Origin of the sequence: Nostocoides sp. F2B08 (genome assembly GCF_009184895.1) — a bacterium.
In the GTDB taxonomy this organism is placed as follows: Bacteria; Actinomycetota; Actinomycetes; order Actinomycetales; family Dermatophilaceae; genus F2B08.
In genome coordinates, this window is the sequence record NZ_WESE01000002.1 from 179,517 (window position 1) to 202,032 (window position 22,516).

25 protein-coding genes and 1 pseudogene are annotated in these 22,516 nt (G+C 69.6%); 10 read left to right on the plus strand and 16 right to left on the minus strand.

Translation table 11 applies throughout. From position 1 onward, the window contains the following. Positions 1 to 2: 2 nt before the first annotated feature. Both GA707_RS21110 and GA707_RS04475 read right to left on the minus strand, forming a co-directional pair. Positions 3 to 413, minus strand: coding sequence for a hypothetical protein (locus GA707_RS21110; protein WP_226963531.1), 411 nt, complete (start codon positions 411 to 413; stop codon positions 3 to 5). A 469-nt stretch (positions 414 to 882) separates the two neighbouring features. Next, positions 883 to 1,428 carry an ATP-binding protein gene (locus GA707_RS04475; protein ID WP_193315169.1) on the minus strand — a complete coding sequence of 182 codons (546 nt, stop codon included), beginning with the start codon at positions 1,426 to 1,428 and terminating at the stop codon, positions 883 to 885. Positions 1,429 to 1,866: 438 nt separating this feature from the next. Here GA707_RS04475 and GA707_RS04480 point away from each other — a divergent pair, with 438 nt between their 5' ends. Further along, a complete protein-coding gene (locus GA707_RS04480; protein ID WP_152177230.1) occupies positions 1,867 to 2,640 on the plus strand; it encodes an SDR family oxidoreductase in 774 nt (257 codons plus the stop codon). 218 nt (positions 2,641 to 2,858) lie between these two features. Here GA707_RS04480 and GA707_RS04485 read toward each other — a convergent pair whose 3' ends face one another. From GA707_RS04485 to GA707_RS21685, 3 genes are all read right to left on the minus strand, one after another. After that, positions 2,859 to 3,311, minus strand: a complete 453-nt coding sequence (locus GA707_RS04485; protein ID WP_152177231.1) for a hypothetical protein — start codon at positions 3,309 to 3,311, stop codon at positions 2,859 to 2,861. Positions 3,312 to 4,000: 689 nt separating this feature from the next. After that, entirely contained in the window at positions 4,001 to 4,216 is a 216-nt protein-coding gene (locus GA707_RS21680) for a VOC family protein (protein ID WP_370459995.1), read from the minus strand. Positions 4,217 to 4,241: 25 nt separating this feature from the next. Beyond that, positions 4,242 to 4,367 (minus strand): hypothetical protein, encoded by a 126-nt coding sequence (locus tag GA707_RS21685; RefSeq protein ID WP_370459996.1) that lies wholly within the window; start codon positions 4,365 to 4,367, stop codon positions 4,242 to 4,244. A gap of 383 nt (positions 4,368 to 4,750) precedes the next feature. On the opposite strand from GA707_RS21685, the gene GA707_RS04495 reads away from it, so the two are divergent. The 4 genes from GA707_RS04495 (at position 4,751) to GA707_RS04510 (ending at position 9,101) form a co-directional block, all read left to right on the plus strand. Continuing rightward, on the plus strand, positions 4,751 to 6,904 hold the full coding sequence (locus GA707_RS04495) for a cation:proton antiporter (protein ID WP_152177232.1): 2,154 nt from the start codon (positions 4,751 to 4,753) through the stop codon (positions 6,902 to 6,904). A gap of 217 nt (positions 6,905 to 7,121) precedes the next feature. Continuing rightward, complete coding sequence (locus GA707_RS04500) at positions 7,122 to 7,706, plus strand: transposase (RefSeq protein ID WP_255425038.1); 585 nt, start codon at positions 7,122 to 7,124, stop codon at positions 7,704 to 7,706. 8 nt (positions 7,707 to 7,714) lie between these two features. Beyond that, positions 7,715 to 8,203 carry a VOC family protein gene (locus GA707_RS04505; protein WP_226963532.1) on the plus strand — a complete coding sequence of 163 codons (489 nt, stop codon included), beginning with the start codon at positions 7,715 to 7,717 and terminating at the stop codon, positions 8,201 to 8,203. Between the two features lie 427 nt (positions 8,204 to 8,630). Further along, positions 8,631 to 9,101, plus strand: coding sequence for a hypothetical protein (locus GA707_RS04510; RefSeq protein ID WP_152177233.1), 471 nt, complete (start codon positions 8,631 to 8,633; stop codon positions 9,099 to 9,101). A 129-nt stretch (positions 9,102 to 9,230) separates the two neighbouring features. On the opposite strand, the gene GA707_RS04515 is transcribed toward GA707_RS04510, so the two are convergent. From GA707_RS04515 to GA707_RS04530, 4 genes are all read right to left on the minus strand, one after another. Next, the gene (locus tag GA707_RS04515) at positions 9,231 to 9,620 is read right to left on the minus strand and encodes a type II toxin-antitoxin system death-on-curing family toxin (protein WP_152177234.1); all 390 of its coding nucleotides are present in this window, start codon (positions 9,618 to 9,620) and stop codon (positions 9,231 to 9,233) included. Further along, entirely contained in the window at positions 9,617 to 9,814 is a 198-nt protein-coding gene (locus GA707_RS04520; protein ID WP_152177235.1) for a ribbon-helix-helix protein, CopG family, read from the minus strand. Before GA707_RS04520 ends, GA707_RS04515 begins: the two co-directional genes overlap by 4 nt. Before the next feature lie 140 nt (positions 9,815 to 9,954). Further along, complete coding sequence (locus tag GA707_RS04525; RefSeq protein WP_152177236.1) at positions 9,955 to 10,818, minus strand: dioxygenase; 864 nt, start codon at positions 10,816 to 10,818, stop codon at positions 9,955 to 9,957. Between the two features lie 318 nt (positions 10,819 to 11,136). Continuing rightward, the gene (locus GA707_RS04530) at positions 11,137 to 12,000 is read right to left on the minus strand and encodes an alpha/beta fold hydrolase (protein ID WP_226963533.1); all 864 of its coding nucleotides are present in this window, start codon (positions 11,998 to 12,000) and stop codon (positions 11,137 to 11,139) included. A gap of 983 nt (positions 12,001 to 12,983) precedes the next feature. Between GA707_RS04530 and GA707_RS04535 the strand changes: the two genes are divergently transcribed. The 3 genes and pseudogenes from GA707_RS04535 to GA707_RS21695 form a co-directional block, all read left to right on the plus strand. Next, entirely contained in the window at positions 12,984 to 13,835 is an 852-nt protein-coding gene (locus tag GA707_RS04535; RefSeq protein WP_152177238.1) for a phosphotransferase family protein, read from the plus strand. A gap of 56 nt (positions 13,836 to 13,891) precedes the next feature. Further along, positions 13,892 to 14,494, plus strand: coding sequence for a transposase (locus GA707_RS21690; protein ID WP_370459998.1), 603 nt, complete (start codon positions 13,892 to 13,894; stop codon positions 14,492 to 14,494). A 52-nt stretch (positions 14,495 to 14,546) separates the two neighbouring features. Then, positions 14,547 to 14,627: pseudogene (locus tag GA707_RS21695) on the plus strand (hypothetical protein); the annotation flags it as partial. A 292-nt stretch (positions 14,628 to 14,919) separates the two neighbouring features. Here GA707_RS21695 and GA707_RS20720 read toward each other — a convergent pair. After that, positions 14,920 to 15,114 (minus strand): hypothetical protein, encoded by a 195-nt coding sequence (locus tag GA707_RS20720; RefSeq protein WP_193315227.1) that lies wholly within the window; start codon positions 15,112 to 15,114, stop codon positions 14,920 to 14,922. A gap of 141 nt (positions 15,115 to 15,255) precedes the next feature. Between GA707_RS20720 and GA707_RS04550 the strand changes: the two genes are divergently transcribed. Further along, on the plus strand, positions 15,256 to 15,495 hold the full coding sequence (locus GA707_RS04550; RefSeq protein ID WP_152177760.1) for a YlcI/YnfO family protein: 240 nt from the start codon (positions 15,256 to 15,258) through the stop codon (positions 15,493 to 15,495). 45 nt (positions 15,496 to 15,540) lie between these two features. Here the strand turns inward: GA707_RS04550 and GA707_RS04555 are convergent, their stop codons facing one another. The 5 genes from GA707_RS04555 to GA707_RS04575 all read right to left on the minus strand — a co-directional run bounded on the left by GA707_RS04555 (position 15,541) and on the right by GA707_RS04575 (position 20,293). After that, positions 15,541 to 15,960, minus strand: a complete 420-nt coding sequence (locus tag GA707_RS04555; RefSeq protein ID WP_152177239.1) for a type II toxin-antitoxin system VapC family toxin — start codon at positions 15,958 to 15,960, stop codon at positions 15,541 to 15,543. After that, positions 15,957 to 16,184 carry an Arc family DNA-binding protein gene (locus tag GA707_RS04560; protein WP_152177240.1) on the minus strand — a complete coding sequence of 76 codons (228 nt, stop codon included), beginning with the start codon at positions 16,182 to 16,184 and terminating at the stop codon, positions 15,957 to 15,959. The genes GA707_RS04555 and GA707_RS04560 overlap by 4 nt, the downstream gene beginning before the upstream one ends. Before the next feature lie 355 nt (positions 16,185 to 16,539). Next, positions 16,540 to 17,721 carry an imidazolonepropionase gene (gene hutI / locus GA707_RS04565; protein ID WP_152177241.1) on the minus strand — a complete coding sequence of 394 codons (1,182 nt, stop codon included), beginning with the start codon at positions 17,719 to 17,721 and terminating at the stop codon, positions 16,540 to 16,542. Further along, complete coding sequence (locus GA707_RS04570; RefSeq protein WP_152177242.1) at positions 17,718 to 19,064, minus strand: formimidoylglutamate deiminase; 1,347 nt, start codon at positions 19,062 to 19,064, stop codon at positions 17,718 to 17,720. The genes hutI and GA707_RS04570 overlap by 4 nt, the downstream gene beginning before the upstream one ends. Next, positions 19,061 to 20,293 (minus strand): allantoate amidohydrolase, encoded by a 1,233-nt coding sequence (locus GA707_RS04575; protein ID WP_226963534.1) that lies wholly within the window; start codon positions 20,291 to 20,293, stop codon positions 19,061 to 19,063. Before GA707_RS04575 ends, GA707_RS04570 begins: the two co-directional genes overlap by 4 nt. Positions 20,294 to 20,322: 29 nt before the next feature. Here GA707_RS04575 and GA707_RS04580 point away from each other — a divergent pair, with 29 nt between their 5' ends. After that, on the plus strand, positions 20,323 to 20,814 hold the full coding sequence (locus GA707_RS04580) for an aminoacyl-tRNA deacylase (RefSeq protein ID WP_152177243.1): 492 nt from the start codon (positions 20,323 to 20,325) through the stop codon (positions 20,812 to 20,814). Positions 20,815 to 20,844: 30 nt separating this feature from the next. On the opposite strand, the gene hutU is transcribed toward GA707_RS04580, so the two are convergent. Further along, complete coding sequence (gene hutU / locus GA707_RS04585) at positions 20,845 to 22,500, minus strand: urocanate hydratase (protein ID WP_152177244.1); 1,656 nt, start codon at positions 22,498 to 22,500, stop codon at positions 20,845 to 20,847. Positions 22,501 to 22,516 lie beyond the last annotated feature (16 nt).

Below are 22,516 nucleotides of genomic sequence, written 5' to 3' on the forward strand. Positions count from 1 at the left end.
GCTCACCGTGAGCGGCCCGCTGCGGGCTGGGGCGTCATGAGGGTGAAGCTCGCCGGTAACCACTCGGGTTGCCGCGCCAGCCGGAACTCCCTGCGCTCGTCCTGGACCATCAGTCCCGGCAGCGCGTCCCACGGCACCGAGGCGTGCTCTATGTGGAGCTCGAGCCGCAGCCCCGCGTCGAGGACGGCCTGACGATCTTGCTGAGCGCATGGGTCCACCTCGCGCGACACGGGCGAGGAAATGCTCCCCTCGCCGGCGTAGGACACCTCATCGGACCAGGTCAGTGCCTCCGGGGTAGGCCAATACGGCAGCTCCAGGGCGGGTGTGGCCCCACCCGGGCCGCTGACCCACTCCTGCTGGTCCCGGTCGGGTTGGTGGTCGCGGACCACCATCCCCAGCACCGAGAACCGCACCGGGTGCTCGTCCCGCACGAAAGCCGACCGCCGGGCCGCAGCAGTCGAGCCAGCGTCTGTCCCCAGCGGCGGATGTCGGGCAACCAGCACAACGCGCCGATCCGGTGTAGACGAGGTCGAAGGTGCGACCTCCACCGAACGGGGCGACAGGTCCAGCCCGGTCATCCGTGCCCCGAGCCGAGCCAAGCTGACCGTGTCGGTGCCCAGATGGCACTGCCGGTGCAAACCCACAAGCCATGTCACCTCGCCGAGCCGGGGACGGTCGAAGCGCACAACCTGGGAGATCCAGGGTCATCAAACAGCTCCAGCCGATGGCCACCCAGACCCGAGTGCACCTCCGCCCACGCATCCCAGTTGGCCGCATTGACCGTAAGACGGTCCTCTACACCCTCAGCCTGCCATCGACCGCGACCAGCCCTCCGGATACTCCCGCGACACCCGGCGGGTGTGACGCATCCAGTTGAGTCGGCTAGTCGACGCGGAGGGCTTGCAGGATGCGCGCGAGGGCGGTGTCCGCGTGGGTGCTGTCGATCTGAAGACGTTGACCGTCGCGCTCTTCAACCCAGGGCGTCCATTCACTGTTGACGATTTGTTCCCATGTGGGCACGAGGTGGCCGGGAATGTCCGCCGATCGCTGCTCGACGCGGCGGCGGTGCTCCTTGACGTCGGGGAGAAGGGTCTCGACCATGAGGAGCTGGGCGCGAGCTCGCGCCGTTGCCTCGGACCAGCCGGCACGGGACTGCGGAACGGGGTTTGCGGCGTCGACCACGACGTCGTGACCGAGTTGAAGGTTGGAGACGGCGAGTTCGTGCACGACGGCATAGCCCTCGGTCCCAACGGCCATCCCAGTGCGCTTCAGGGCGGTCTCGGCCGCGTCGACTCGCAGGTAGCAGGCGGGCAGCGCTCGAGCGACCGCCGTGGCCAGGGTGGTCTTTCCCGTGCCGGGACGGCCGCAGAAGACGATGAGTCGCACCGGGAGGGTCGTGTCCTGGAGGCGCTTCGTGGGATCCGGCATCAATCCATCCAACACCGGTCCTCCACCCGCACGCACTATGTAGCGGACGCTCCGACGTCGCCGCCTCGCAACGTGTGCCCGACGGCCCGCGGGAAGGCCCACCTGCATGACAGCGATGACTGGCACATCCGGCTCCCCGAGAGGTGCCGGGTAAAGCGGGGGGACGTCGGCGGCCTCGCAGATCACGAGGGTGAGCAGGAACGCCCCCCGACGGAGTCGGCGTTGGCCGGCCTGGTGAGGTCGCGCTTCGGAGAGCAAACGGCCAAGAACGACGGTACGAGCACCGGGGTTGACCGCAGCCAGGTGTACTCGGCGGTCACCTCCCCCTGCCGCAGACCCCGTCACGGCGCGGAAATGCCGGCGGTCACTAGAGTTAAGGTCGTCCGCAGGATCTCGGTTGCGTGGCGCCCGCGCGCATCCATCGAAGGGGGTGTCGACATGAAGGTTGTCGTCCTTGGTGGAAGCGGTCTCATCGGCTCCCGCCTGGTGGCCCAACTGGCCACTCGAGGCCACCAGGTCGTCTCTGCGTCCCGAGCGACAGGTGTCGATGTCGTGACCGGCGCCGGTCTCGCCGAGGTCCTCGCGGGCGCGGACTCGGTCGTGGACGTCACCAACGCGCCGCCCTCGTCCGCGGATGACATCGCGGACTTCTTCCGGACCGCTACCGCCAACGTGCTCGCCGCCGAGGCCACCGCCGGCGTGGCCCATCATGTGACGCTCTCGGTGGTCGGCGCCGACCGGGTCCACGACAGTGGCTACTTTCGTGGCAAGGCGGTCCAGGAACGCCTGGTCCAAACGTCGGGTCGGCCCCACACGATTGTTCGCTCGACCCAGTTCTTCGAGTTCCTCCACGTGATCGCGGACTCCGCGACGAGCGGGCACGAGGTCCGTCTGAGCCCAGTTCTGTTCCAGCCGGTGGCCGCCGCGGACCTCGTCGAGGTCCTCGAACGAGTCGCGACCGGAGCCCCGACGAACGGCGTCGTGGAAGTGGCCGGCCCCGAGCAGGTGCCGATCGCGGACCTGGTGACTCGAGCGCTCGCCCGGGCTGCCGACCCCCGCGTCGTCCTCGCCGACCCGCACGCGACCTACTTCGACGCCGAGCTCCGCGAAGGGCAGCTCCTGCCCGGCCCCGAAGCGGTGATCACCACCACGACCTTCGACCACTGGGTGACCACCAGCGGCGACTGGCGCGCGTCAAGCAGTGGCGCGTAGCGCGCCCAGCCTCCTGCCGGCGGGACCGATCCGTGAGCCCCTCGACCACCCGGACTCGACGGTGTCGGACCACGCTCCCAACAGGTAACCCGGGCCTCGCGCACACACTCTCCGCCCCGGCAAGGTCAACCGCCCAGACGGGTGTCCAATCGGTCCCGGGAGGGCACGGACCGAACACCCGGCGAAGTCGCGCCCGCTCGACGGCGGCTGCTGGCGCGTCAGGAGGGGAAGTCAGACCCAGCATCCAGGCGCAACCGGAGGAGGACGTCCAGGGCTATCGAGTCACCGTCCCGGCCGCCCGCGCCGACTTGGAGCGGGGCGTCGCTGGGCTCGACATGCACGCCGGTGAACCGTCCGCGCAGGCTGGCCGCCACGACCAGGACGTACCAGAGGCCGTTCGTTCCGACGGCAGCCCGCTGGTCCCGTCGCACGTACCAGCCCACAACGTCGGTGCGCAGTCGCCTGCCGCCGCTGTAGGGCATCGCCCGCAACCGGGTGGGTTCGACGCCCGCCGAGCGCATCGCTTCGGCGAAGGCCGCCACCATCGGGGCTGTCCGCCGCGCTTCGGCCTGCGCCGCCCGTGCCGCGGCCGCGTAGTGGTATTCGGCGTTCTCCCTCGCCTGGCGGCGACGGGCGGCGACCGGGTCTGAGGGTTCGCTCTCTGGGCTCATCGGTCGATCATCGCAGCGGCTCCATCATGGCGTACCCCCTTGGGTCACCCCTCTACGTCCGACATCGGGCGGTGGGACGGGCTGATGCGTCTACAGTTCGCCTCAGATCTCGCGAAGGGCTACCACAGGGACCATCAGGCTCATTGGGCCTCCGGGCTGATATGCGTAGGGCCGGGCGCGGTGACGACCATTGACAGCGCACGGGCAAGGGCCCTTCACTGAGATGCGGCATCGCTGCCGTGGAGCCAGGGAGGTAACGGTGAAGGCAAAGTCATTGATGGCCTGCCTCGTAGCGGGAGTGGCTATGTGGGCGTGCCTGCCGTCGGCTTCGGCGGCTGGTGGAAGTGGTTCGTCCTTCTGTTCGAACGCCGGCAAACCCGACGGCGTCATCGACGTCGAAGCGGTCCAGAACGGCGACCTGAGCACCGTCGACAATCCAGGGGAGTTCGTGACTGCGCTCGCCCCGCTCCCCGGTCTGCCAGGCAGTGGCTGGGGTATCCAGAACACGTGCAACGCTCGCCGATAGCCCGTCGCCTTTAGAGCGTGACGCCGGTAGGCGTCCTGCTCTTCCACCGCGCCCGACTCGCGGCGTAGTGACACGGCCGCTGAGCGGGACGCTACGCGGCGGTGTGCCGCCCCTCGGCTTTGGTATGTGCGTCGGCGCTGTGCGAAGGCGTTTCTACTCGGCCCTACGTGATCCAGCAGAGGCAGAAGGGATGGCCGGCCGGGTCGGCGTAGACCTGGAAGTTGTCGGGCTCGTCGTTATCCGCGGCGCCGTGGAGCAGACGGGCTCCCAGCGACGTGACTTCGTCATGTGCTGCGTCGATGTCCTCGACCCACAGGTCGAGGTGGATCTGTTGTGGCGCACCGTCTGGCCATTGTGGCGGGGTGTGGTCCGGTGCCAACTGAACTCCGACACGCGCTCGGCCGTCAAACAAGAACCATGTGCCAGTCGTCCTCGGCGTCGACTGTCCCACCGAGCACCCCAGCCCAGAAGGTGCTCTTGACGGTCAGGTCGGCGGCGTCGAACACCACGACCTGGGAGGTGATCTTCATCGCGCCAGGCTCGCATGAACCCTGTCAGGGGTCGAGAGCGCCGCAACGCCGGCCGGATCGAGGGATTGCGCTCGCGACACCGGGGGGCGGGGGTGCACTCTCCATCGGCGCTTCCCAGTGGCTGCCAGCGCGATTGCCGGCGGAAGGGGGCATCCCGCTCGCCCGGTTTGGCGCGTGGCCTATGTGGGCAGCAGCTGGGCGACAAGGCCTCGTTCACGACGCCCGCCAGCGATCGCACTCTCGTGGTGGCATCGCGGGTGAGAGAGTTGCGAAGTTGCGTGATCCGTGTTCCTTGCTCAGCAGCGGCTGGGAAGCCGTCGCCTCCGGCGCTCGTTGCGTTGGGTCCCTCGACATCGGGCCGTGCGGTGGCATTGACTTCGGCCATGGACGCTGCTGCGATCGTTGTCCCCACCCTGGTGTACACGGCCGAGGTCGAGGGGCCGCCGTCCTTCCTGGTGTCGACGGCCGTGCTCGTCTTGGCTGCCGCGGTCATCGGGTACGTGTCGGTGCGCCTGCGGGTGGTCCCGATCGTCGGCTTCCTGGTGGCCGGCGTCGTGATCGGTCCGACTCAGCTCGGACTGGTGGGCGACGTGGAGACCGTGGAGGCCGCTGCGGAGGTCGGTGTCATCTTCCTCCTGTTCATCATCGGCATCGAGTTCTCCCTCGAGCGGCTGGCCGCGATGCGCACCTGGATCGTGCTGGGTGGTCTGCTGCAGGTGGGTCTGGCTGTCGGGTTGGTGACGGCGTTGTGCGTCGCCCTCGGGGTGGGCTGGCGTGACGCGGTCTTCACTGGTTTCCTGGTCTCGCTTTCGAGCACCGCGATCGTGCTCAAGCTGCTCGGTGACGCTCGTGAGACGACGACGGTACGCGGCCGGCTGGCGGTGGCGCTCCTGGTGTTCCAGGACCTGGCCGTCGTGGCGATGGTCCTCTTCGTGCCACTGCTCGGAGCGGGCACCGGCGATGGCGGGGGCTCCAACACCACCGACCTGATCATCGCGCTCGGGACGGCCGTGGGCATCATCGCCGTGGTGCTCCTCGGAGCGCGCCGCGTCCTTCCGCCAGTGCTTGAGCGGGTCGCCCGCACCTGCTCCCCGGAGGTCTTCCTGCTCACCGTCCTCGCGCTCTGCTTCGGCACGGCGACACTGACCGCCCTCGCCGGGGTGTCTCTGTCCCTGGGCGCATTCCTGGCCGGCCTCCTGGTGAGCGAGTCCCGGCTCAGCTCCCAGGCCCTCGGAGAGATCCTCCCCCTGCAGATTCTGTTCTCGGCGGTCTTCTTCGTCTCGGTCGGCATGCTGCTCGACGTGAGGTTCGTTCTGGAGAACCTCCCCATGGTGCTCGGCAGTGTCCTCGTCGTCTTCCTCGTCAAGCTCCTCACGACCTGGGGCGCCCTCGGCGTCCTGAGACGCAGCACCGGAAAGATCGCCGCTGGACCAGCGCTGGGCTCGGCCCTCCTGCTCGCACAGATCGGGGAGTTCTCCTTCGTCCTCGAGACGGTCGGCCGCGACTCTGGTCTCTCGCCGGCAGGCCTCGGCGAGGACGGTTCGCAGGCGTTCATCGCATTGTCCGTGCTCCTGCTGCTCGCGACACCGGGAATGGCAGCGCTCGGACGACGCGTCGAGGCCCGGCTCGACGCCCGCGACGATGCACGACGACAGGCGGCCTCGGCCGCAAACCGAGCGGCTGACGCCACCGTCGACCGTGCGCCCCGCGGCGACGGTGGCCGTCAGGTGCTGTTGTCCGGGTGGGGCCCGGCCACGCGGGCGGTCGCCCGGGAGCTAAGGGCACGAGACATCCCGCTGACCGTCATCACGCTCAGCCCGGACGGCGCCGCACAGGCCGAGGCCGACGGTCACCCTGTCGTCATGGGCGACTCAACCAAGCAGGCCGTGCTCGAGATGGCCGGGCTCGATCACACCAGGTTGCTCGTAGTCGCCGAGGACAACCACGACCGGGCCCAGCAGATCGCCGCTGTGGTCGCCGGACTCGCCCCCTACGATGTGCCCGTCCTGGCTCGACCACTCGGCGGCACGGACCTCGCCCAGCTCGCCCGCGTCGGTGTCCACCGCGTGGTCGACCCCGAAGGAGCATCCCGCCACGCCCTGACCAGGGCGGTCCTCACAGCACTCGGGGACGACGCCGGCCCACTGCCGCAGATGCTGCTTCCCGTCGCCACAGGGGCGGACCAGGAGCCGGCCAGGACGACCCCGCTGACGAGCACCGTCGACATGTCCCGGGTCGTCGCCGTCCGCCCGGACCCCCAGCAACCCGCCTGTGGCCACCTCGACCCGGTTCCGCCAGTGCTCCCCACCGCAGTCGGCTGCGAGGAATGCATGCGACGCGGCACCTCGTGGGTGCACCTGCGCGTCTGCACCGACTGCGGGGCGGTAGGGTGCTGCGACGCATCTCCCGGGCAGCACGCCCGCGCACACGCCAACACCTTCGGCCACCCAGTCATCGCATCACTGGAACCCGACGAGTCCTGGGCCTACTGCTACGACGACAAAACAACCGTGCAAGGACAGAAACCGCTCGCCTGACCCTCCACGCCCACCCCGGCCCCACCCGCAGCGGCCGCCAGCAGGCCGTGCGCCGTCACCTCCCCGGCGGATAGCAGCACCTGCGGGCACGGTGCAGGCGAGGGTGTGGCCTGAGCGGGGTGTCGGCTTGACTGAAGCCGGTGGAGCACTGTGGTCGAACCGCTGACTTCGCAGCCGTCTTTGTCTTTCGATTGGCGAACCCGGCGTCGGGCCGGTCGTGGCCGCCCGCGTCCTGGCCGACACCGGCGACATCGCCCGCTTCGCCGACCGGAACCGGTTCGCCTCGTGGACCGGGACCACACCGATCGACGCCTCCTCCGCAGAAATCGTCCGGCATCGGCTCTCCCGCGCCGGGAACCGGCGGATGAACCACATGATCCATGTCGCCGCCGCCACCCAGATCCGTCTCGAGACCGACGGCCGGCCGTACTACCTGCGCAAGATCGCCGCCGGCAAGAGCCGACGCGAGGCGATGCGCTGCCTGAAGCGTCGCGTCTCCGACGCGATCTATCGGCAGCTGCGCGCCGACGCTCACGCCACCCTCGCGGTCACCGAAGAGGCGGGCCCGGGAGGGCAATGCGGGGCGTCTCAGATATCCAGCGCGGCCGGCTCGCACCCGCACACCGGCACTTCGGATCAGCCACTTCCCGGACCCGCACCCACGACGCTACCCCCAGCCACCCGGACCGGGAAGAGCCCCACGGCCAGAACCCTCCAAACCACTTCTGACGTCAGAGGGGTGCCGGAGAGACTCAAGATGTCAAGCTCCCCCAGTCTTTGCGAGAAGCGAGTGGACCCGTAGCGCACGGTTTGCATCAGGGCGACAACGGCGGCGAAGTCACGGGGCCACAGGCCGATACGCTGCCCGGTATGGAGCGCTTCGAACCGCGGGCGACGACGCACATGCTGGTCGTGGCCGATGCGACAGTCAGCCGCGACTGGTACGTCGATGTGCTCGAGGCCTCGGTGCACGGCGAGTACGGCGGGACGTCCGTGGTGCTGGATCTGCACGGGAACTGGCTTCTGCTCGTGACCGGGGGCGGGCCGGGCCCGGACAAGCCCACCGTCACGATGAGCGTGCCGGATGATCCGGATCGGGTCAGCGCTCAGATCATCTTCCGGGTCGACGATTGTCGACTGACCTACCAGTTGCTCGCGGAACGCGGTGCACAGTTCCTGGCCCCACCTGTCGATCGCGGTGGTGAGATCAGGGCCTTCTTCCGGGACCTCGATGGCCACCTCTTCGAGATCTCGCAGTTGACTGATCGGCGGAGTGCAGGGGCAACGGATCGGTCGTGAGGCGCAGCGCACATCACTCGACCTGACCGAAGGCAGTTCAGCCGTGCCGACGCTCCGCAAGCGGCTCTGCTCTCAAGGCCATAGGCGGCGGATAGCAAGTCGAGCTCCCGCTCATGCCGAGGTCAGTCCTCGTGGGGTGTCAGGGAAGAACACGGCTCCGATTCCGACGTGATGGGCGGCACACCCACGCGGCCACACTCCGCGAGCGGAGGAGGATGAAGGTGAGGCGAGGGGAATGCCATCTCGGCCTCCCCTTGTGAGCCTTCACGCTGAGGAAGGGGAGGCGAGCGAGATGAGTGGTCGGTGTTGTGAACGGCGAACGAAGCCCTTCGTGCATGCCAAACGCCTGCTAGCGGAGCGCGTTCGGACTGGTGCTCGAGGTCGCGTTCAGGGAGGCAGATTCGGGAGATTTGTTGCGCTCGGAGCGATGGTGCCGGTATCGGTGGTTCTGATGTTTGGGGCGGGTTGTGCTGCTGGCGACCAGTCCGGAGACGGCCCAGTAAAGGATGCGGTGACGGGTACCGCGACCTGCGCATTGATTACCCTGCCCTCGGGGACCACCGAGGACGGGACGGAGGTGGTGAAAGAGCGGTTCACCTGCACTGACGTCACATCAGACCCTCGAGTCAGCGGCGAAGAGGTGCTCGAGATCGAGACCCTCCTTTACGACGACCACTCTGCGCCGTGGTCGGTCACGAGCGCCACCATCACCACGGAGGACGGGGTCTGGCGTGGCACGGGCGACGGTGTTCTTCGCTTCGACGGCGACGGGCCCTACAACTACGGGGAGACGATCTATCGCGGGGAGGGTCCCTACGAAGGCCTCACGTATCACTGCCTGGTCGCCGGATCCAACGGGGAGCTGGTGCTCGCAGGATGGATCGAATCGACCGAGTGAATCACGATCGAATCATCTGGGTGGACAGCATCCGTAGCGATTCCATTCGAGGGACAGGTCGCATGGGGCGTGCGGCTTCGACGAACCACCGTCCGATCATGCCGCGATCCGCGCGGTCAACAGGCGGCGCTATGACGCGGCTCCCATTCGCGCTGCGAGCCAGGCCGCGATCTGCGGAACGTCCAGCCCGCCGGCGGCTGCCGCGAGCATCCTCTGCTCCGCCTCGTCGACGGTGTAGGTCAGATCGCGGCCATTAAGGAGGCAGAGGATGCGCGCGGCCGACCAGGCCAGGCGTTTGTTGCCGTCCACCAAGGCGTGGGTGCGGACCAAGGAATGCAGCAGCGCCGCGACCTTGTCCTCGAACCCCGGGTAGGCGTCGTCGCCGAACACGGTTGTCCTCGGCCGTGCGGCGGCCGCGGCGAGCAGCCCTAGGTCCCTGAACGCGACGTCGTCGAGCACCCCGGAGGCGATCTCCAGAAGGTCCTCGACCGACAGGTAGTCCAGCTCCTCGGCGCTCACCGACTCAGTCGCTCGAGCAGCTCGCTGTCCTCGGTGCGGACCCGCTCGATCGCGGCCCTCAATCGCTGCGGACGCCCTGAGACGTACTGAGCGATCGCGGCTCGAGCGACCTCCTGCATGGACCGCCCCTCCTCTTCGGCCTTCTTGCGCAGGGCGTCGCTCTCAGCGTCGGTCAGCCTCAGGCTCATCGCCATACCCTGGATGGTACCGCAGCGGTACCATCCAGACCCGTGCGCGCCGCGGCACCGATCGCAGGGGGGTGTGCGCTACGCGGCGAAGTGACTCAGGTGGTGCATGTTGGCACAGGGCTCGATACTCGTGTGTGTCCAGCCGTCTAGCGCGCGGTCGGCTGGAGGACGAAGTCGTAGTGCGCGGTCACGAACGGCATCTCGAGTGAGGAGCCGTCGGGCGCGGGCCCCGGCTCGTGCGGGAGGAAGGGTGTGATCAGCTCTTCCTTGACCCCGAAGACGACGTCGTCGTCGAGGTTGGGGGTCCCCTCGGCGAACAGGTGCGTCACCAGGCGCTCGTACCCGTCCTCCTCGAGGAGGAAGTGGATGTGGGAGGGGCGGAAGTAGCTGATGTCGGTCGTGGCGATGAGGTCACCGACGGGGCCGTCCATCGGGATGGCGTAGCCGAGCGGGACGATGCTGCGGATGCAGTACGTGCCGTCCTCGCGAGTGTGGTACTTGGCGCGCAGCCGGGCTTCGTCGACGTCGAGCTGTGCCTCGTACGTGCCGTCGGCGTCGGCTTGCCAGACGTCGAGCACGGCGCCGGCGATCGGCTCGCCTGTCACTGACCGCACGGTGCCGGTGATGAAGAACGGGGTCCCCTCGATCCCGTCGGACATGTCCCACCCGTAGGGCGCGGGCGGTGAGCCGTCGATGTGGAACGGCCCGAGGACCGTCGCGGGCGTGGCGCCGGGTCCGAAGTGGTTGTTCATCTGGACCACGAGCATGCTGAGCCCCAGGACGTCCGACGCGAGGATGAACTCCTCGCGTTTGTCGTCGCTGATCTGGCCCACGCGGGTCAGCCACTGGATCCCGGCCATCCACTCGCCCTCGGTGAGTCGGACCTCGCGCGCGAAGTCGTGCAGGTGACGCACGAGGCTGGTCAGCACCTCTGCCTGCCGCGGGTCGTGGGCCGTCCCCCACCGGTCGACGGCGAGGTCGGTGATGTTGTCTTCGGTGGCGTAAGTCATCGGGGCCTGCTCTGCGCGACGGGAACGCCGAGGTGCGCCGGGCAGGCCCGGCCGGTCCAACGCACTCCGGAGGACTGGTGCGGTCTGGTGCCGAGGGGCTCCTCGGCTGGTCACACTATTGCGTCAACGCGCACCGGGCGCCACCCCCAGGCCACATGGACACCGTCGTCGCGGGGCCGCGATTGCGTCGTCGGAGATGATCGGATCATGGATGCCGAGGTCGGTACTCACCGACGGCTCGCCGTCGTACAGGACCCATCCGGCCGCCGAGCGACACGCGGCGGGAGGTTGAGTTGTGACGGGTCGGCTGCCTGTCGCTTACTTCGGTGTGGCGAGTGCGCGGATTGCGTCGAGGACGAGTTCTGGTTCGTCGACGTAGACGGTGTGGCCGCTGTTCTCGGCCACGATGAGCCGGGCGTTGCTGGATCGGGTGAGGTGGTCCTCTTGCAGGCTTCGCCGGATCGAGTTGATCCGCTCGGCCTCGTCACCGGTCAGGGGATTGCCCGGGTCGGTTTCGCCGACGCCGAGGCCGGCAGCGATGACGATGAGGGGCAGGTCACCGAGCGAGCCCCGACCTGGAACCTGAGCCATGGTCTGGTCCCAGGCGTCGTGCTCGGCGATCGCGGCTTGCATGCTGTGCGGCTGGGCGAACTGGGCGGCCCACTGGTACTTCAGCTGCAACGGCAGCCAGCCAGGGGCCAGCGGTAGGACCTCGACGGGTCCGACCTGGCCCGCTTCCACCCGGGCCGCGATGCTCTCGAACTGCGCGTCCAAGTCCTTCTGGGCCGCTACGTAGGCGGGGACGTCGGCGAACGCCTCCTCCTGGCGTGGGTGGGAGGAGTCGATGAGCACCACGCCGGCGACCTCCTCGAGGTGGTCCTCGGCGAAGAGCAGCGTGGTCAGTCCGCCGAAGGAGTGACCGGCCAGCACGTACGGGCCGGACTCGCCGGTCGCCTCGAGCAGCGCCTCGAACTCGGTGACGATCTGGGCGCCGGTGCGCGGCATGGGGCCGGGCTCGCTCCATCCGTAGCCGGCTCGGTCGTAGGTGCAGACCCGAGTCGTTGTCGCCAGCTCGTCCTGCAACCCCCGCAGGTAGAGCGACCAGTCTCCCAGGCCCGCCTCCAACAGGACGGTCCGCTCGCCTTCTCCGGTGCAGTACAGGTGCAGCCGATGTCCACCCACGTCAACGAGCTCACCCGGCGGCTCAGGCAACGTCAGATACGGGGGGACCGTCTTGCTGGCAGCTGTCCGTTCCGTGGTGGTCTCGCTCCGCGGTTGAGCCGGATCGCCGGAACAACCGGACACGGCGACGGCACCGGTCAATGCAAGCAATCCTGCGAAGCGAAGGTACGGGCGCATGGCGCTCCGATCCGCTGCCAGACCATCCGGCTGCTACACACCTCGAGTGTGGGCTCCACGGATGTCCCGGCACAAGAGACCCCCAATGTCCGGGGGCCGAAGTCGCGAACGGGTGGTCCTCCCGGCCGTATCGGGTCGCCAGTGACGATCGGAGCGACGCCCCCGTCACGGCGTTCCTCTACCCTCCCTCGTTTGGGCAGCCTGCCGCCCGACCCTGGACGCGATAGCACCAGCCCATCAGCCGGCGACGTGATGCCTCTGCAGTCGCGCGTGCACGGTGGCGTGCGGGGCCGGTCTTCCGATCAAGCCAGCCGACGCCATAGACTGGAACGTCAAGAGGAGACGACGATGGGCAAGCGACTCCGATGCCGGCTTGGCATGCACACCTGGGTGCAGCGGAAGACCGCGGACAACCAGCCCTACCGGGCCTGTGCTCTCTGCGGCGCAGAGGATGTCCGCGGAGAGGGAAGAAGGCACGGATTGCCTGAGATCGGTGGCGGCTGAGCTCAGGTCTGGCTGCAAGATGGGGCGATTCGGGGCGAACTGACGCTGCCCTCCAGGCGCACCCCGAACTGCGCCCAGCTCCCGGCGGAAGGACTCATGTCGGCCATCACCTCATGCGCCGCACGAGGATGTCGCCGTGGGTGGGTCCAGGCTGAAATGAGGGTGCATTCTGCCGATGGTTGAGCTCGTGGGGATGGCGAGTTCAGCGACAGGCGACGTGGCGAACGATGCCGAGGCACCTTGGTAGGTTCGTCAGATCGATCGCTGGAGCAACGCACGGAGTCGACCGAAGGCTGACGATCATGGACGGACCGGAGACGTCACGCGCGGCAGCCGCGGCCGCCTCGGTTGCCGCCGCCTTCGGCTTGGCGGCCGATGACGTGGTCATCCTGAATAACTCGAACAAGCTCACTCTGCGACTGCTCCCCTGTGACGTGGTGGCTCGCGTGGCACCGGTGGCCTACCAGCTGGGAAGGTTCGAGATCCCGATCGCTCAACGCCTCGCCAGCCTGGGAAGCCCGGTCGCCGTCCTCGACCCACGAATAGCCCCAGGCGTCCACAGTCGCGGTGGTTTCGAGGCCACGTTCTGGACCTACTACGAAGCCGCGTCGTCGAACAGCGTCGCACCCGCTGACTACGCCGACGCCCTGCATCGGCTGCACACCGGCATGCGCGCAGTTGACGTCTCCACGCCGCACTTCACGGACCGCGTCGAATCAGCGCAACGGCTGCTGGTCGACCGGGACCAGACTCCGACGCTGGTCGACGTCGACCGTGCACTGCTCATCGACACCCTGCGGACCCGAGCGCGAGCGATCGTGGAACGCGGTACCTCGGAGCAGCTGCTGCATGGAGAGGCGCACTCGGGCAATCTGCTGACCACGAGGCAGGGATTGCTGTTCATCGACTTTGAGACGTGCTGCCGTGGACCCGTCGAGTTCGACCTCGCGCACGCGCCCGAGAAGGTCAGCGAGTTCTATCCCGAGGTCGACCGAGACGTGCTCCGTGACTGTCGATTGCTCACGTTGGCGCTGATGACGACGTGGCGCTGGGACCGAGACGATCAGCTGCCGAACGGTCGTCAGCTGGGTCTGCGGTGGCTCAGTCAGCTGCGAGCAGCGCTCCAGGCTCGGGACGCGGGCGTCACGAACTGAGCCCGTCCGCCCGCACATGGCCGCGCTGAGAGCAGCACCGCCGTCCTCCTGATTGGATGCGAGACCAAGGCGGCGCTGTCGTGAGGGTGTTCATCGGGGTGGATCCCCACAAGCTGTCGGTCACGATCGAGGTCGTCGACAGGCACGAGAGGGTGTTGGCGACCGGACGGTTCGCCACCGACAACGCCGGCTATCGCGCGATGCGCAAGCACGTCACCGCTTGGCCGGAGCGGACTTGGGCGGTGGAGGGCAGCAACGGCGCCGGCCGGCGGTTGGCGCAGCGGCTCCTCGCAGATGGCGAGCAGGTGGTCGATGTGCCGGCCAAGCTGTCGGCTCGGGCCAGGTTGTTCGACACCGGACACAACCGCAAGACCGACGCCCACGACGCGCACTCGGTCGCCGTGGTGGCCGTGCGCACCCCGGGCCTGCGGGTGCTCTCCTACGACGCCGAACTCGAGGCGTTGCGGATGCTGGTCGACCGCCGCGATCAGCTCAGACCAAGGCCATGCTTGCCTCGGTCCGCCCGCGGGACCTGGTCGGTAAGACCCGCCGCCGCCTGGCCGCGGAGTTGTTGGCCGAGCTGGTCGTGGTGGAGAAGGAGATCAAGGAGCTGCGCAAGGAGCTCAAGGCGATGGTTCAGGCCCGCGGCTCGACGTTGATGGAGCTGCCCGGGTCGGGCCGGTCGTCGCCGCACGAGTTCTCGCCGACGTCCGTGACGTGGCCCGCTTCGCCGACCGGAACCGATTCGCGTCCTGGGCCAGGCACCGCCGCGATCTAGGCCTCCTCCGGTGAGATCGTGCGGCATCGGCTCTCGCGCTGGGAACCGGCGGATGAACCACATGACCCATATCGCCGCGGCTACTCAGATCCGCCACGACACCGACGGGCGGGCCTACTACCTGCGCAAGATCGCCGCCGGCAAGAGCCCTCGCGAAGCGATGCGTTGCCTCAAGCGCCGCATCGCCGACGCCCGAGCCGCCGGCAGTGTCAGCGCCGAGATCGACGAGGCGGGCCCGGGAGGGCACAGCGGGGCGTCTCAGATATCCAGCGCGGCCGGCTTGCACCCGCACACCGGCACTTCGGATCAGCCACTTCCCGGACCCGCCCACACGACGCTACCCCCGACCTCGCTGACCAGGAAGACCTCACCGAGCAGGACCCGTTCGGGATCGACGCTCAGGCCGCGCACCTGTTCAAGCACCCGCACCTCGGCCTTGACGACGTCCGTGACGTGTGGGTCAACGATCCGCTCTTCTAGCCCGCCAAGCCACCGGCGCACTATCTGCTGGTGGCCGAAGGGGCAGGCACCGTCCTCGTCGTGCCGATCGCACCCTCGCGATCGGGCGATCCGAGCAAGTGCCGGCCGATCGGCTGCGACGAGGCTCTTCGGGCCTTGCCGCTACCTACCGAAGGGACCGTGATGAGTACTGACACTGACCCAAGAACTCCGCAGCAGGAGTATGACTTCTACGCCCAACCGGAGAACCAGGAGCCTCAGGGCCCGCCCCGCCGGCGCTCGAAGCAGCTGACCGCCCCGATTCCGGTACGGTTCCCGCCCGAGCTCCTCGACGAGGTCAAGAAGCGCGCCGAGGCCGACGACCGATCCGTCTCGGCATGGATCCGCCGCGCCGTCGAGCACGAGATCGCTCGATCCGCCTGACTCGCCACGCCCGACTGGCGGCGAAGTGACTGTTGGCCCTGACCGCTACGCGGTTTGGCTCCACGGGTTGATGGTGCTGACGCCGAGGGGTTCGAAGTGCTTGGTGTTGCGGGTGGCGATGGTCATGCTGGCGCTCTGAGCGATTGCGGCGATGAGCGCGTCGTCCAGTGGCGCCTGGTCGGGGACAGGGTAGGTGGCCAGGATCCGCGCTGCGGGCAGGTCGAAGGGGAGGACGCGGCTGGCGAAGGCGGGTAGGACGTGCTCCTCGAGCCACCGGCGAAGAACGGCTCCCTGGGCGGGGTCGGTGCGTTCCTTGGCGACGACTCCACGCTCGATCTCGGCGATAGTGAGCGCCGAGACATACTGGTCGGCCACGGGGATCGACGCTGCCCACGCCTGGACCTGCGGCTCGCGGCCGCGGACTCGCAGTGCGGAGACCACGTTGGTGTCCAGCAGGTACCTCACAGCGCAGCGGTGCGCGCGGTCAGGCCGAGCCGGTCGGGCTCGAAGTCGATCTCGGCGCCCTCGTCCATGGCGACCAGGTCCACGATCGATGCCGGCTCACTGGCGACCGCCTCGGCGAGGATCTCGCGAGCCTCCGCCTCCACGGATCGGTGGTGCCGCTCGGCGCGGGCTCGGAGCGCCGCCTTGGTGCCTGCGGGCAGGTTCCGGATCAGAATCTGCTCCATGCAGCTCCTCCTTTCGATATCGCGTCGATGATATCAGTATCTCTGGGCGTATATCGAGACCTCCCCACAGGTAGCCCTGACTAGACGAAGTGACGCGGTGCTCATCAGCGCGGCGTTGACGCCCCTGCCAGCACTTGCGCGGTTATCCCCCCGGGCCAGCGACGTTGGCAGGCACTCCTCAGAGGGTCAGATAGAGCGTGTGTAGCGACCTCTCCGATCCCAGGCGTGTCCACGCGCGGACGGTCCGGGGAGATCCGCACGGCTCCTCTCTTGACGACCCGCCGGTACAGGCGTCCGGTTGGGACGATCGGCTTGATGCCCATCCGACGGGGCCGAGATATGGACTGCGCGCCGCTCACTCCAGGTCGAGCGCGCGCGTGATCGCCATGCCGGGACGGTAGGCGAGGTGCTCGTGGCTGGGCGCGTCGATGGTCGCGAGGTCGGCGCGCATCCCGGGGGCGATCCGACCGATGTCGTCCCGCTGCAGTGACCTGGCGGACCCCACCGTCGCCGCGAGCAGCGCCTCGGCGACGGTCATCCGCATCTCGCGGACGGCGAGCGCGATGACGAACGGCATCGAGGACGTGTAGCAGGTGCCGGGGTTGCAGTCGCTCGCGAGCGCCAGGGAGACACCAGCATCGATGAGGCGCCGGGCGTTCGGGTACGGCGAGCGCGTCGAGAACTCGACACCCGGGAGCAGCGTCGCGACCGTCGTGCCGGCCGCACCCGCCAGCGCCTCGATGTCGGCCTCCGACAGGAACGTGCAGTGGTCGACCGACGCCGCACCGAGCTCGACGGCAAGGCGCACGCCCGGGCCGGGTCCGAGCTGGTTGCCGTGCACCCGTAGCCCGAGTCCGGCGTCCCGTCCCGCCTCGAGCACGCGCCTCGACTCTTCCTCGGTGAAGGCGTAGGGGCTGTTCGGCTCGCAGAACACGTCGACCCACCGGGCATGCGGAGCACACGCCTGCAGCATCGGTCCGGTCACGAGATCCAGGTATGCGCGCCTCGCCTCCTCGCCGCCCGCGCGCGCGTCCGGGGGCACGACGTGCGCCCCGAGAAACGTCGTCTCGTCGGTGAACTCGGCGGCGATCCGCAGTGACCGCTTCTCGTCGGCGACGCTCAGGCCGTAGCCGCTCTTGATCTCGACCGTCGTCGTGCCGGAGGCGCGCATCTCCGCGACCCGACACGCGACGAGGGCCCGCAGCTCCTCGTCGTCCGTGCCGCGGGTGGCCTCGACGGATGTGCCGATCCCGCCGCCGTCGTAGGCCTCCCCCGCCATCCGAGCGGTGAACTCGTGGGCGCGGTCGCCGGCGAAGACGAGGTGGGAGTGCGAGTCGACGAAGCCCGGGACCAGGGCGCGACCGTCCAGCTCGACCACCCGGTCGGCCGCCGGAGCCCCCGCCGCCGGTCCCACCCAGGCGATGCGACCGGCCTCGACGACGGCGGCGCCGCCCGGCACGATCCCGAGCGGTCCGAGGCCGAGCGTCGGGTCGCACGTCACGAGCTCGGCGGCCCCGGTGACGAGGACGGTGCTCAAGGCCGCACCCGCGACATGGCCGTGCGCAGGAGCGGACCGACCGGACCGAGGATGTGCCGTCCACCGACGACGACATGCCGGCCGCCGACCACGACATCGCTCACGTCGTGGTTGCCAGCGACGAAGACGACCTGCTCCGGGTCGGTCCCCGCCGTGTGCCGGCCGTCGAGTCGGACGGAGATGAAGTCGGCGAGCGCTCCCTCGCGCAGGGTGCCGCCCTCGGGCCAGCCGAGCGACGCATACCCGGTCTCGGAACCGATCCGGTCCAGCTCACCGAGGGTGAACCGGCCGCGCTCGAGCGAGACGAGGCGCTCGTGCAGCTCGATCGCCCGCACCTCCTCGAAGGGGTCGACCACCGCCTGCTGGTCCGACCCGATACACAGGCCGACGCCCGCGTCGTGGAGGGCCCGCGCCGGGCCGATTCCGTCGGCGAGGTCCCTCTCGGTCGTCGGGCAGAAGCAGGCGAACGTGCCGGCCCGACCGAGCAGCTCGACGTCCTCGGTCGTCAGGTGCGTGGCGTGGACCGCTGTGAGGTCTGGGCTCAGGACACCCTCGGCCGCGAGCAGCGCCGCCGGGGTCATGCCGTAGAAGTGCTCGCAGGCGAGGTTCTCTCCGGGCTGCTCGGACAGGTGGATGTGCAGCGGGGCGGGGTCGTCGTCGGACTGACCGAGACCCGCCCGCGCGAAGCCGGCCACCTCGCCGAGATGCTCGCGGGGCACCGCCCGGACCGAGTGGATGGCCGCCCCGTGCCGGGCCGTCGTCCGCGGCTCGAGGCGCCCGACCCGCTCGCGCCAGGCCTGCACCGACCCATCGGAGAACCGGCGCTGGGTGTCGTCGAGCGGCTGGTGGCCGGACGCGAAAAGGCCACCGGCGAGGTAGACCGTGTCGAGCAGGGTGATCCGGATGCCCGCCTCCTCGGCCGCGTCGAGCAGCGCCTCCCCCATGGCGTTGGGATCGTCGTACGGAACACCGTCGGGGCCGTGGTGGAGGTAGTGGAACTCGCCCACGACCGTGTACCCCGCGAGGACCATCTCGGCGAAGACCGCCCTGGCGAGCGCCCCGTAGGTGAGGGGGTCGAGGGCGGCGGTCACCGCATACATGTGCTCCCGCCAGGTCCAGAAGGTGCCGCCGTCGGCGTGCGTGCGTCCGCGCAGGGCCCGGTGGAACGCGTGGGAGTGCGCGTTGGCGAAGCCCGGACGAACCAGCCCGTCGAGCACGGTGTCGCCCGGCGCGAAGTCCACCCCCGGTGTCACCTCGACGATCCGGCCCTCCTCGACGCGCAGGCGGACACGCTTGCGCACCCCCTCCGGCAGGGTCGCCCGCGGGCACCAGTACGTCGTCATGGCGTCTCGTCCGTCGGGTCGCTCGTGAGGTCGGCGAGCACGGCCACGAGTGCCCCGACGCCGAGCAGGCAGTCGGCTTCCTCGGCGAACTCCTCCGGCGAGTGCGAGACGCCGGTCGGGTTGCGCACGAACAGCATCGCCGCGGGGATCCCGTGCGTCGCGAGGATGCCCGCGTCGTGGCCGGCTCCGGTGCCCAGGACGGGCACACCGCCGAGCCCGGCCGCGAGACGCTCGACGAGCACGGGGTGGAAGGCCGTCGTCGGGGTCCACGACTCCTCGCGCACCCGGCCGCCGAACTCCTCGGCCACCTCGGTCACCTCGGCCACCGTCGTGCGGACGGCGCCGGCGTCGGCGCTGCGCACGTCGAGCCAGGCGGCGGCGTGGCTGGGGATCGCGTTGACTCCGTTGGGGGTGAGCTGGACCTTGCCGACGGTCGAGACGCACCCGTGCTCCTGCGCCGCGCGACGTGCGGCGATCGTCACCGCCGCAACCCCGAGCATCGCGTCGAGGCGATCCTCGAGAGCCGTCGTGCCGGCGTGGTTGGCCTCCCCCGGCAGGTCGATGCGCCAGCGGCCGTGGGGCCAGATGTCGCTACCCACCCCGATGGCGGCACCGACGTCGACGAGATGACGGCCCTGCTCGACGTGCAGCTCGATGAACGCCCCGATCCGGGCGAGCACCTCGTCGTCGCGGCCGAGGTGGGCCGGGTCGTGGCCCGCCACGGTCATCGCGCTCGCCATCGTCCGGCCCTCGTCGTCGATGAGACCCCGCGCTCGGTCCGGGTCCAGGACTCCCGTGAGGATGCGCGAGCCGGCACAGGCGACGCCGAAGCGCGCACCCTCCTCGTCGACGAAGTTGACGATGCCGATCGGACGGCTCGGCTCATGGCCGCGGGCCCGGAGCCCGTCGAGGGCGGCGAGGGCGCTGACGACGCCGAGCGGCCCGTCGAAGGCGCCCCCGTCGGGGACGCTGTCGAGGTGCGAGCCCGTCACGACACCGGGCCGGCCGGCGTGCCGGGCCGCGTCCGGGTCGCCCCACCAGGCCCACTGGTTGCCGACCCGGTCGGTCACGACGTCGAGACCGCGGCGGGCGCACTCGGCAGCGAACCACTCGCGCAGGTCGTGGTCCTCACGGGTCCACGCGAACCGCCGGTAGCCGCCGCTCGACGCGGTCCGTCCCACCGGTGCCAGGTCGGCCCACATCCTCGTGAACTCAGCCACGGACCTCATTCCACCACCTCGGGTCCTAGAGTGCGGGGATGAGCAGCGGAGCGGAGCGCGCCCTGGCCGCGCTGGAGGAGTCGGGTATCCCGTATGCGGTGACGCGTCACGGCCGCGTGGGCTCGCTCGCCGAGGCCGCCGCCGCTCGGGGCGTCGAGCCCCGGGACATCGTCAAGACGCTGGTCGTGCGCCGCGGGGAGGACGACTACCTGTTCGTGCTCGTCCCCGGCGACCGGGAGATCTCCTGGCAACTGTTGCGCGCCCATCTCGGCGTGAGCCGGCTGTCGATGCCGGACGCCGCGGCCGCGAAGGAGGCGACCGGCTACGAGCGGGGCACGATCACGCCGTTCGGAGCGGCGCATACCGGATCCGACGGGCCGTGGCCGGTCATCGCCGACTCGACGCTGGTCGGCCGCACCGTCTCGCTCGGCGCGGGGGCGCACGGGGTCGCGGTGACCGTCCACGCCGACGACGTGATCACCGCTTTGGGCGCCGAGGTCGCCGATGTGACCGAGCCCGCCGGACCCTGAGGACGACTGCCGCACCTCCGCCACCGCCGCTCAGCCCTCCCGCATCGGGACGCGCACCCCGCGCTCGACCGCGACCTCCTCGGCATGGGCGTAGCCGGCGTCGCAGTGCCGGATGACGCCCATCCCGGGGTCGTTCGTCAGCACCCGCGCGAGCTTCTCCGCCGCGAGCGGGGTGCCGTCGGCGAGGGAGACCTGACCGGCGTGGATGGAGCGGCCGATGCCGACGCCGCCGCCGTGGTGCAGTGACACCCAGCTCGCGCCGGAGGCGGTGTTGACGAGTGCGTTGAGCAGCGGCCAGTCCGCGATGGCGTCCGAGCCGTCGGCCATCGCCTCGGTCTCGCGGTAGGGCGAGGCGACCGAACCGCAGTCGAGGTGGTCACGGCCGATGACGATCGGCGCGCTCACGACGCCGCGGGCGACGAGGTCGTTGAAGGCGAGCCCGGCCTGGTCGCGCTCGCCGTAGCCGAGCCAGCAGATTCGCGCGGGCAGACCCTGGAACGCGATCTTCTCGGCCGCACCCCGCATCCACTTCTGCAGCCGGTCGTTGTCGGGGAACAGGTCCATCACGGCCCGGTCGGTCGCCGCGATGTCCTTGGGGTCACCGGAGAGTGCCACCCAGCGGAACGGGCCCTTGCCCTCGCAGAACAGCGGCCGGATGTAGGCCGGGACGAAGCCGGGGAACTCGAAGGCCCGGTCGTAGCCACCGAGGCGGGCCTCGTCACGGATCGAGTTGCCGTAGTCGAAGACCTCGGCCCCGCCGTCCTGGAACTCGACCATGGCCCGCACGTGCTTCGCCATCGACTCCCGGGCCCGGTCGGTGAACTCCTCGGGCTTCTTCTCCGCGTACTCGGCCCACTCCTCGAGGGCGACCCCCTCGGGCAGATAGGACAGCGGGTCGTGCGCCGAGGTCTGGTCGGTGACGATGTCGATCGGCACACCACGGCGGAGCAGTTCGGGGAAGACGCTGGCCGCATTCCCGACGACGCCGACGGACCAGGCCCGCCGCTCCGCCTTGGCGCGCAGGGCCCTCTCGACCGCGTCGTCGAGATCGTTCGCGACCTCGTCGAGGTAGCGGTGCTCCACCCGGCGCTGCAGCCGGTGCGGGTCGACGTCGACGATGAGGCACACCCCGTCGTTGAGGGTGACGGCCAGTGGCTGCGCGCCGCCCATGCCGCCGCAACCGGCGGTGAGGGTCAGCGTGCCGGCGAGGGTCCCGCCGAAACGCTTCTCGGCGACGGCCGCGAAGGTCTCGTAGGTGCCTTGCACGATCCCCTGGGTGCCGATGTAGATCCAGCTGCCGGCGGTCATCTGTCCGTACATCGTCAGGCCGAGGTGCTCGAGTCGACGGAACTCCGGCCACGTCGCCCAGTCGCCGACGAGGTTGGAGTTGGCGATGAGCACGCGCGGCGCCCACTCGTGGGTCTGGAACACTCCCACCGGACGGCCGCTCTGGACGAGCATCGTCTCGTCGGCCTTCAGCCCCTCGAGGGTGCGCACCATCGCGTCGAAGGAGCGCCAGTCACGGGCGGCGCGGCCGGTGCCGCCGTAGACGACGAGGTCGTCCGGCCGCTCGGCCACCTCGGGGTCGAGGTTGTTCATGAGCATCCGCATCGGGGCCTCGGTGCTCCACTGCCGGGCGGTCAGGGTCGTGCCGCGGGCGGCTCGGACGGGTCGGGCGCCTTCCATTGGGGTCTCCTTGTCG

Bases quoted from the DNA above. Each gene is read 5' to 3' on its own strand.
- GA707_RS04475 (WP_193315169.1), bottom strand. From the start codon at position 1,428: ATGCCGGATCCCACGAAGCGCCTCCAGGACACGACCCTCCCGGTGCGA.
- GA707_RS04480 (WP_152177230.1), top strand. From the start codon at position 1,867: ATGAAGGTTGTCGTCCTTGGTGGAAGCGGTCTCATCGGCTCCCGCCTG.
- GA707_RS04485 (WP_152177231.1), bottom strand. From the start codon at position 3,311: ATGAGCCCAGAGAGCGAACCCTCAGACCCGGTCGCCGCCCGTCGCCGC.
- GA707_RS21685 (WP_370459996.1), bottom strand. From the start codon at position 4,367: ATGAAGATCACCTCCCAGGTCGTGGTGTTCGACGCCGCCGACCTGACC.
- GA707_RS04495 (WP_152177232.1), top strand. From the start codon at position 4,751: ATGGACGCTGCTGCGATCGTTGTCCCCACCCTGGTGTACACGGCCGAG.
- GA707_RS04510 (WP_152177233.1), top strand. From the start codon at position 8,631: ATGGTGCCGGTATCGGTGGTTCTGATGTTTGGGGCGGGTTGTGCTGCT.
- GA707_RS04520 (WP_152177235.1), bottom strand. From the start codon at position 9,814: ATGGCGATGAGCCTGAGGCTGACCGACGCTGAGAGCGACGCCCTGCGC.
- GA707_RS04525 (WP_152177236.1), bottom strand. From the start codon at position 10,818: ATGACTTACGCCACCGAAGACAACATCACCGACCTCGCCGTCGACCGG.
- GA707_RS04535 (WP_152177238.1), top strand. From the start codon at position 12,984: ATGGACGGACCGGAGACGTCACGCGCGGCAGCCGCGGCCGCCTCGGTT.
- GA707_RS21690 (WP_370459998.1), top strand. From the start codon at position 13,892: ATGCGAGACCAAGGCGGCGCTGTCGTGAGGGTGTTCATCGGGGTGGAT.
- GA707_RS04550 (WP_152177760.1), top strand. From the start codon at position 15,256: ATGAGTACTGACACTGACCCAAGAACTCCGCAGCAGGAGTATGACTTC.
- GA707_RS04560 (WP_152177240.1), bottom strand. From the start codon at position 16,184: ATGGAGCAGATTCTGATCCGGAACCTGCCCGCAGGCACCAAGGCGGCG.
- GA707_RS04570 (WP_152177242.1), bottom strand. From the start codon at position 19,064: ATGACGACGTACTGGTGCCCGCGGGCGACCCTGCCGGAGGGGGTGCGC.
- GA707_RS04575 (WP_226963534.1), bottom strand. From the start codon at position 20,293: ATGAGGTCCGTGGCTGAGTTCACGAGGATGTGGGCCGACCTGGCACCG.
- GA707_RS04580 (WP_152177243.1), top strand. From the start codon at position 20,323: ATGAGCAGCGGAGCGGAGCGCGCCCTGGCCGCGCTGGAGGAGTCGGGT.
- hutU (WP_152177244.1), bottom strand. From the start codon at position 22,500: ATGGAAGGCGCCCGACCCGTCCGAGCCGCCCGCGGCACGACCCTGACC.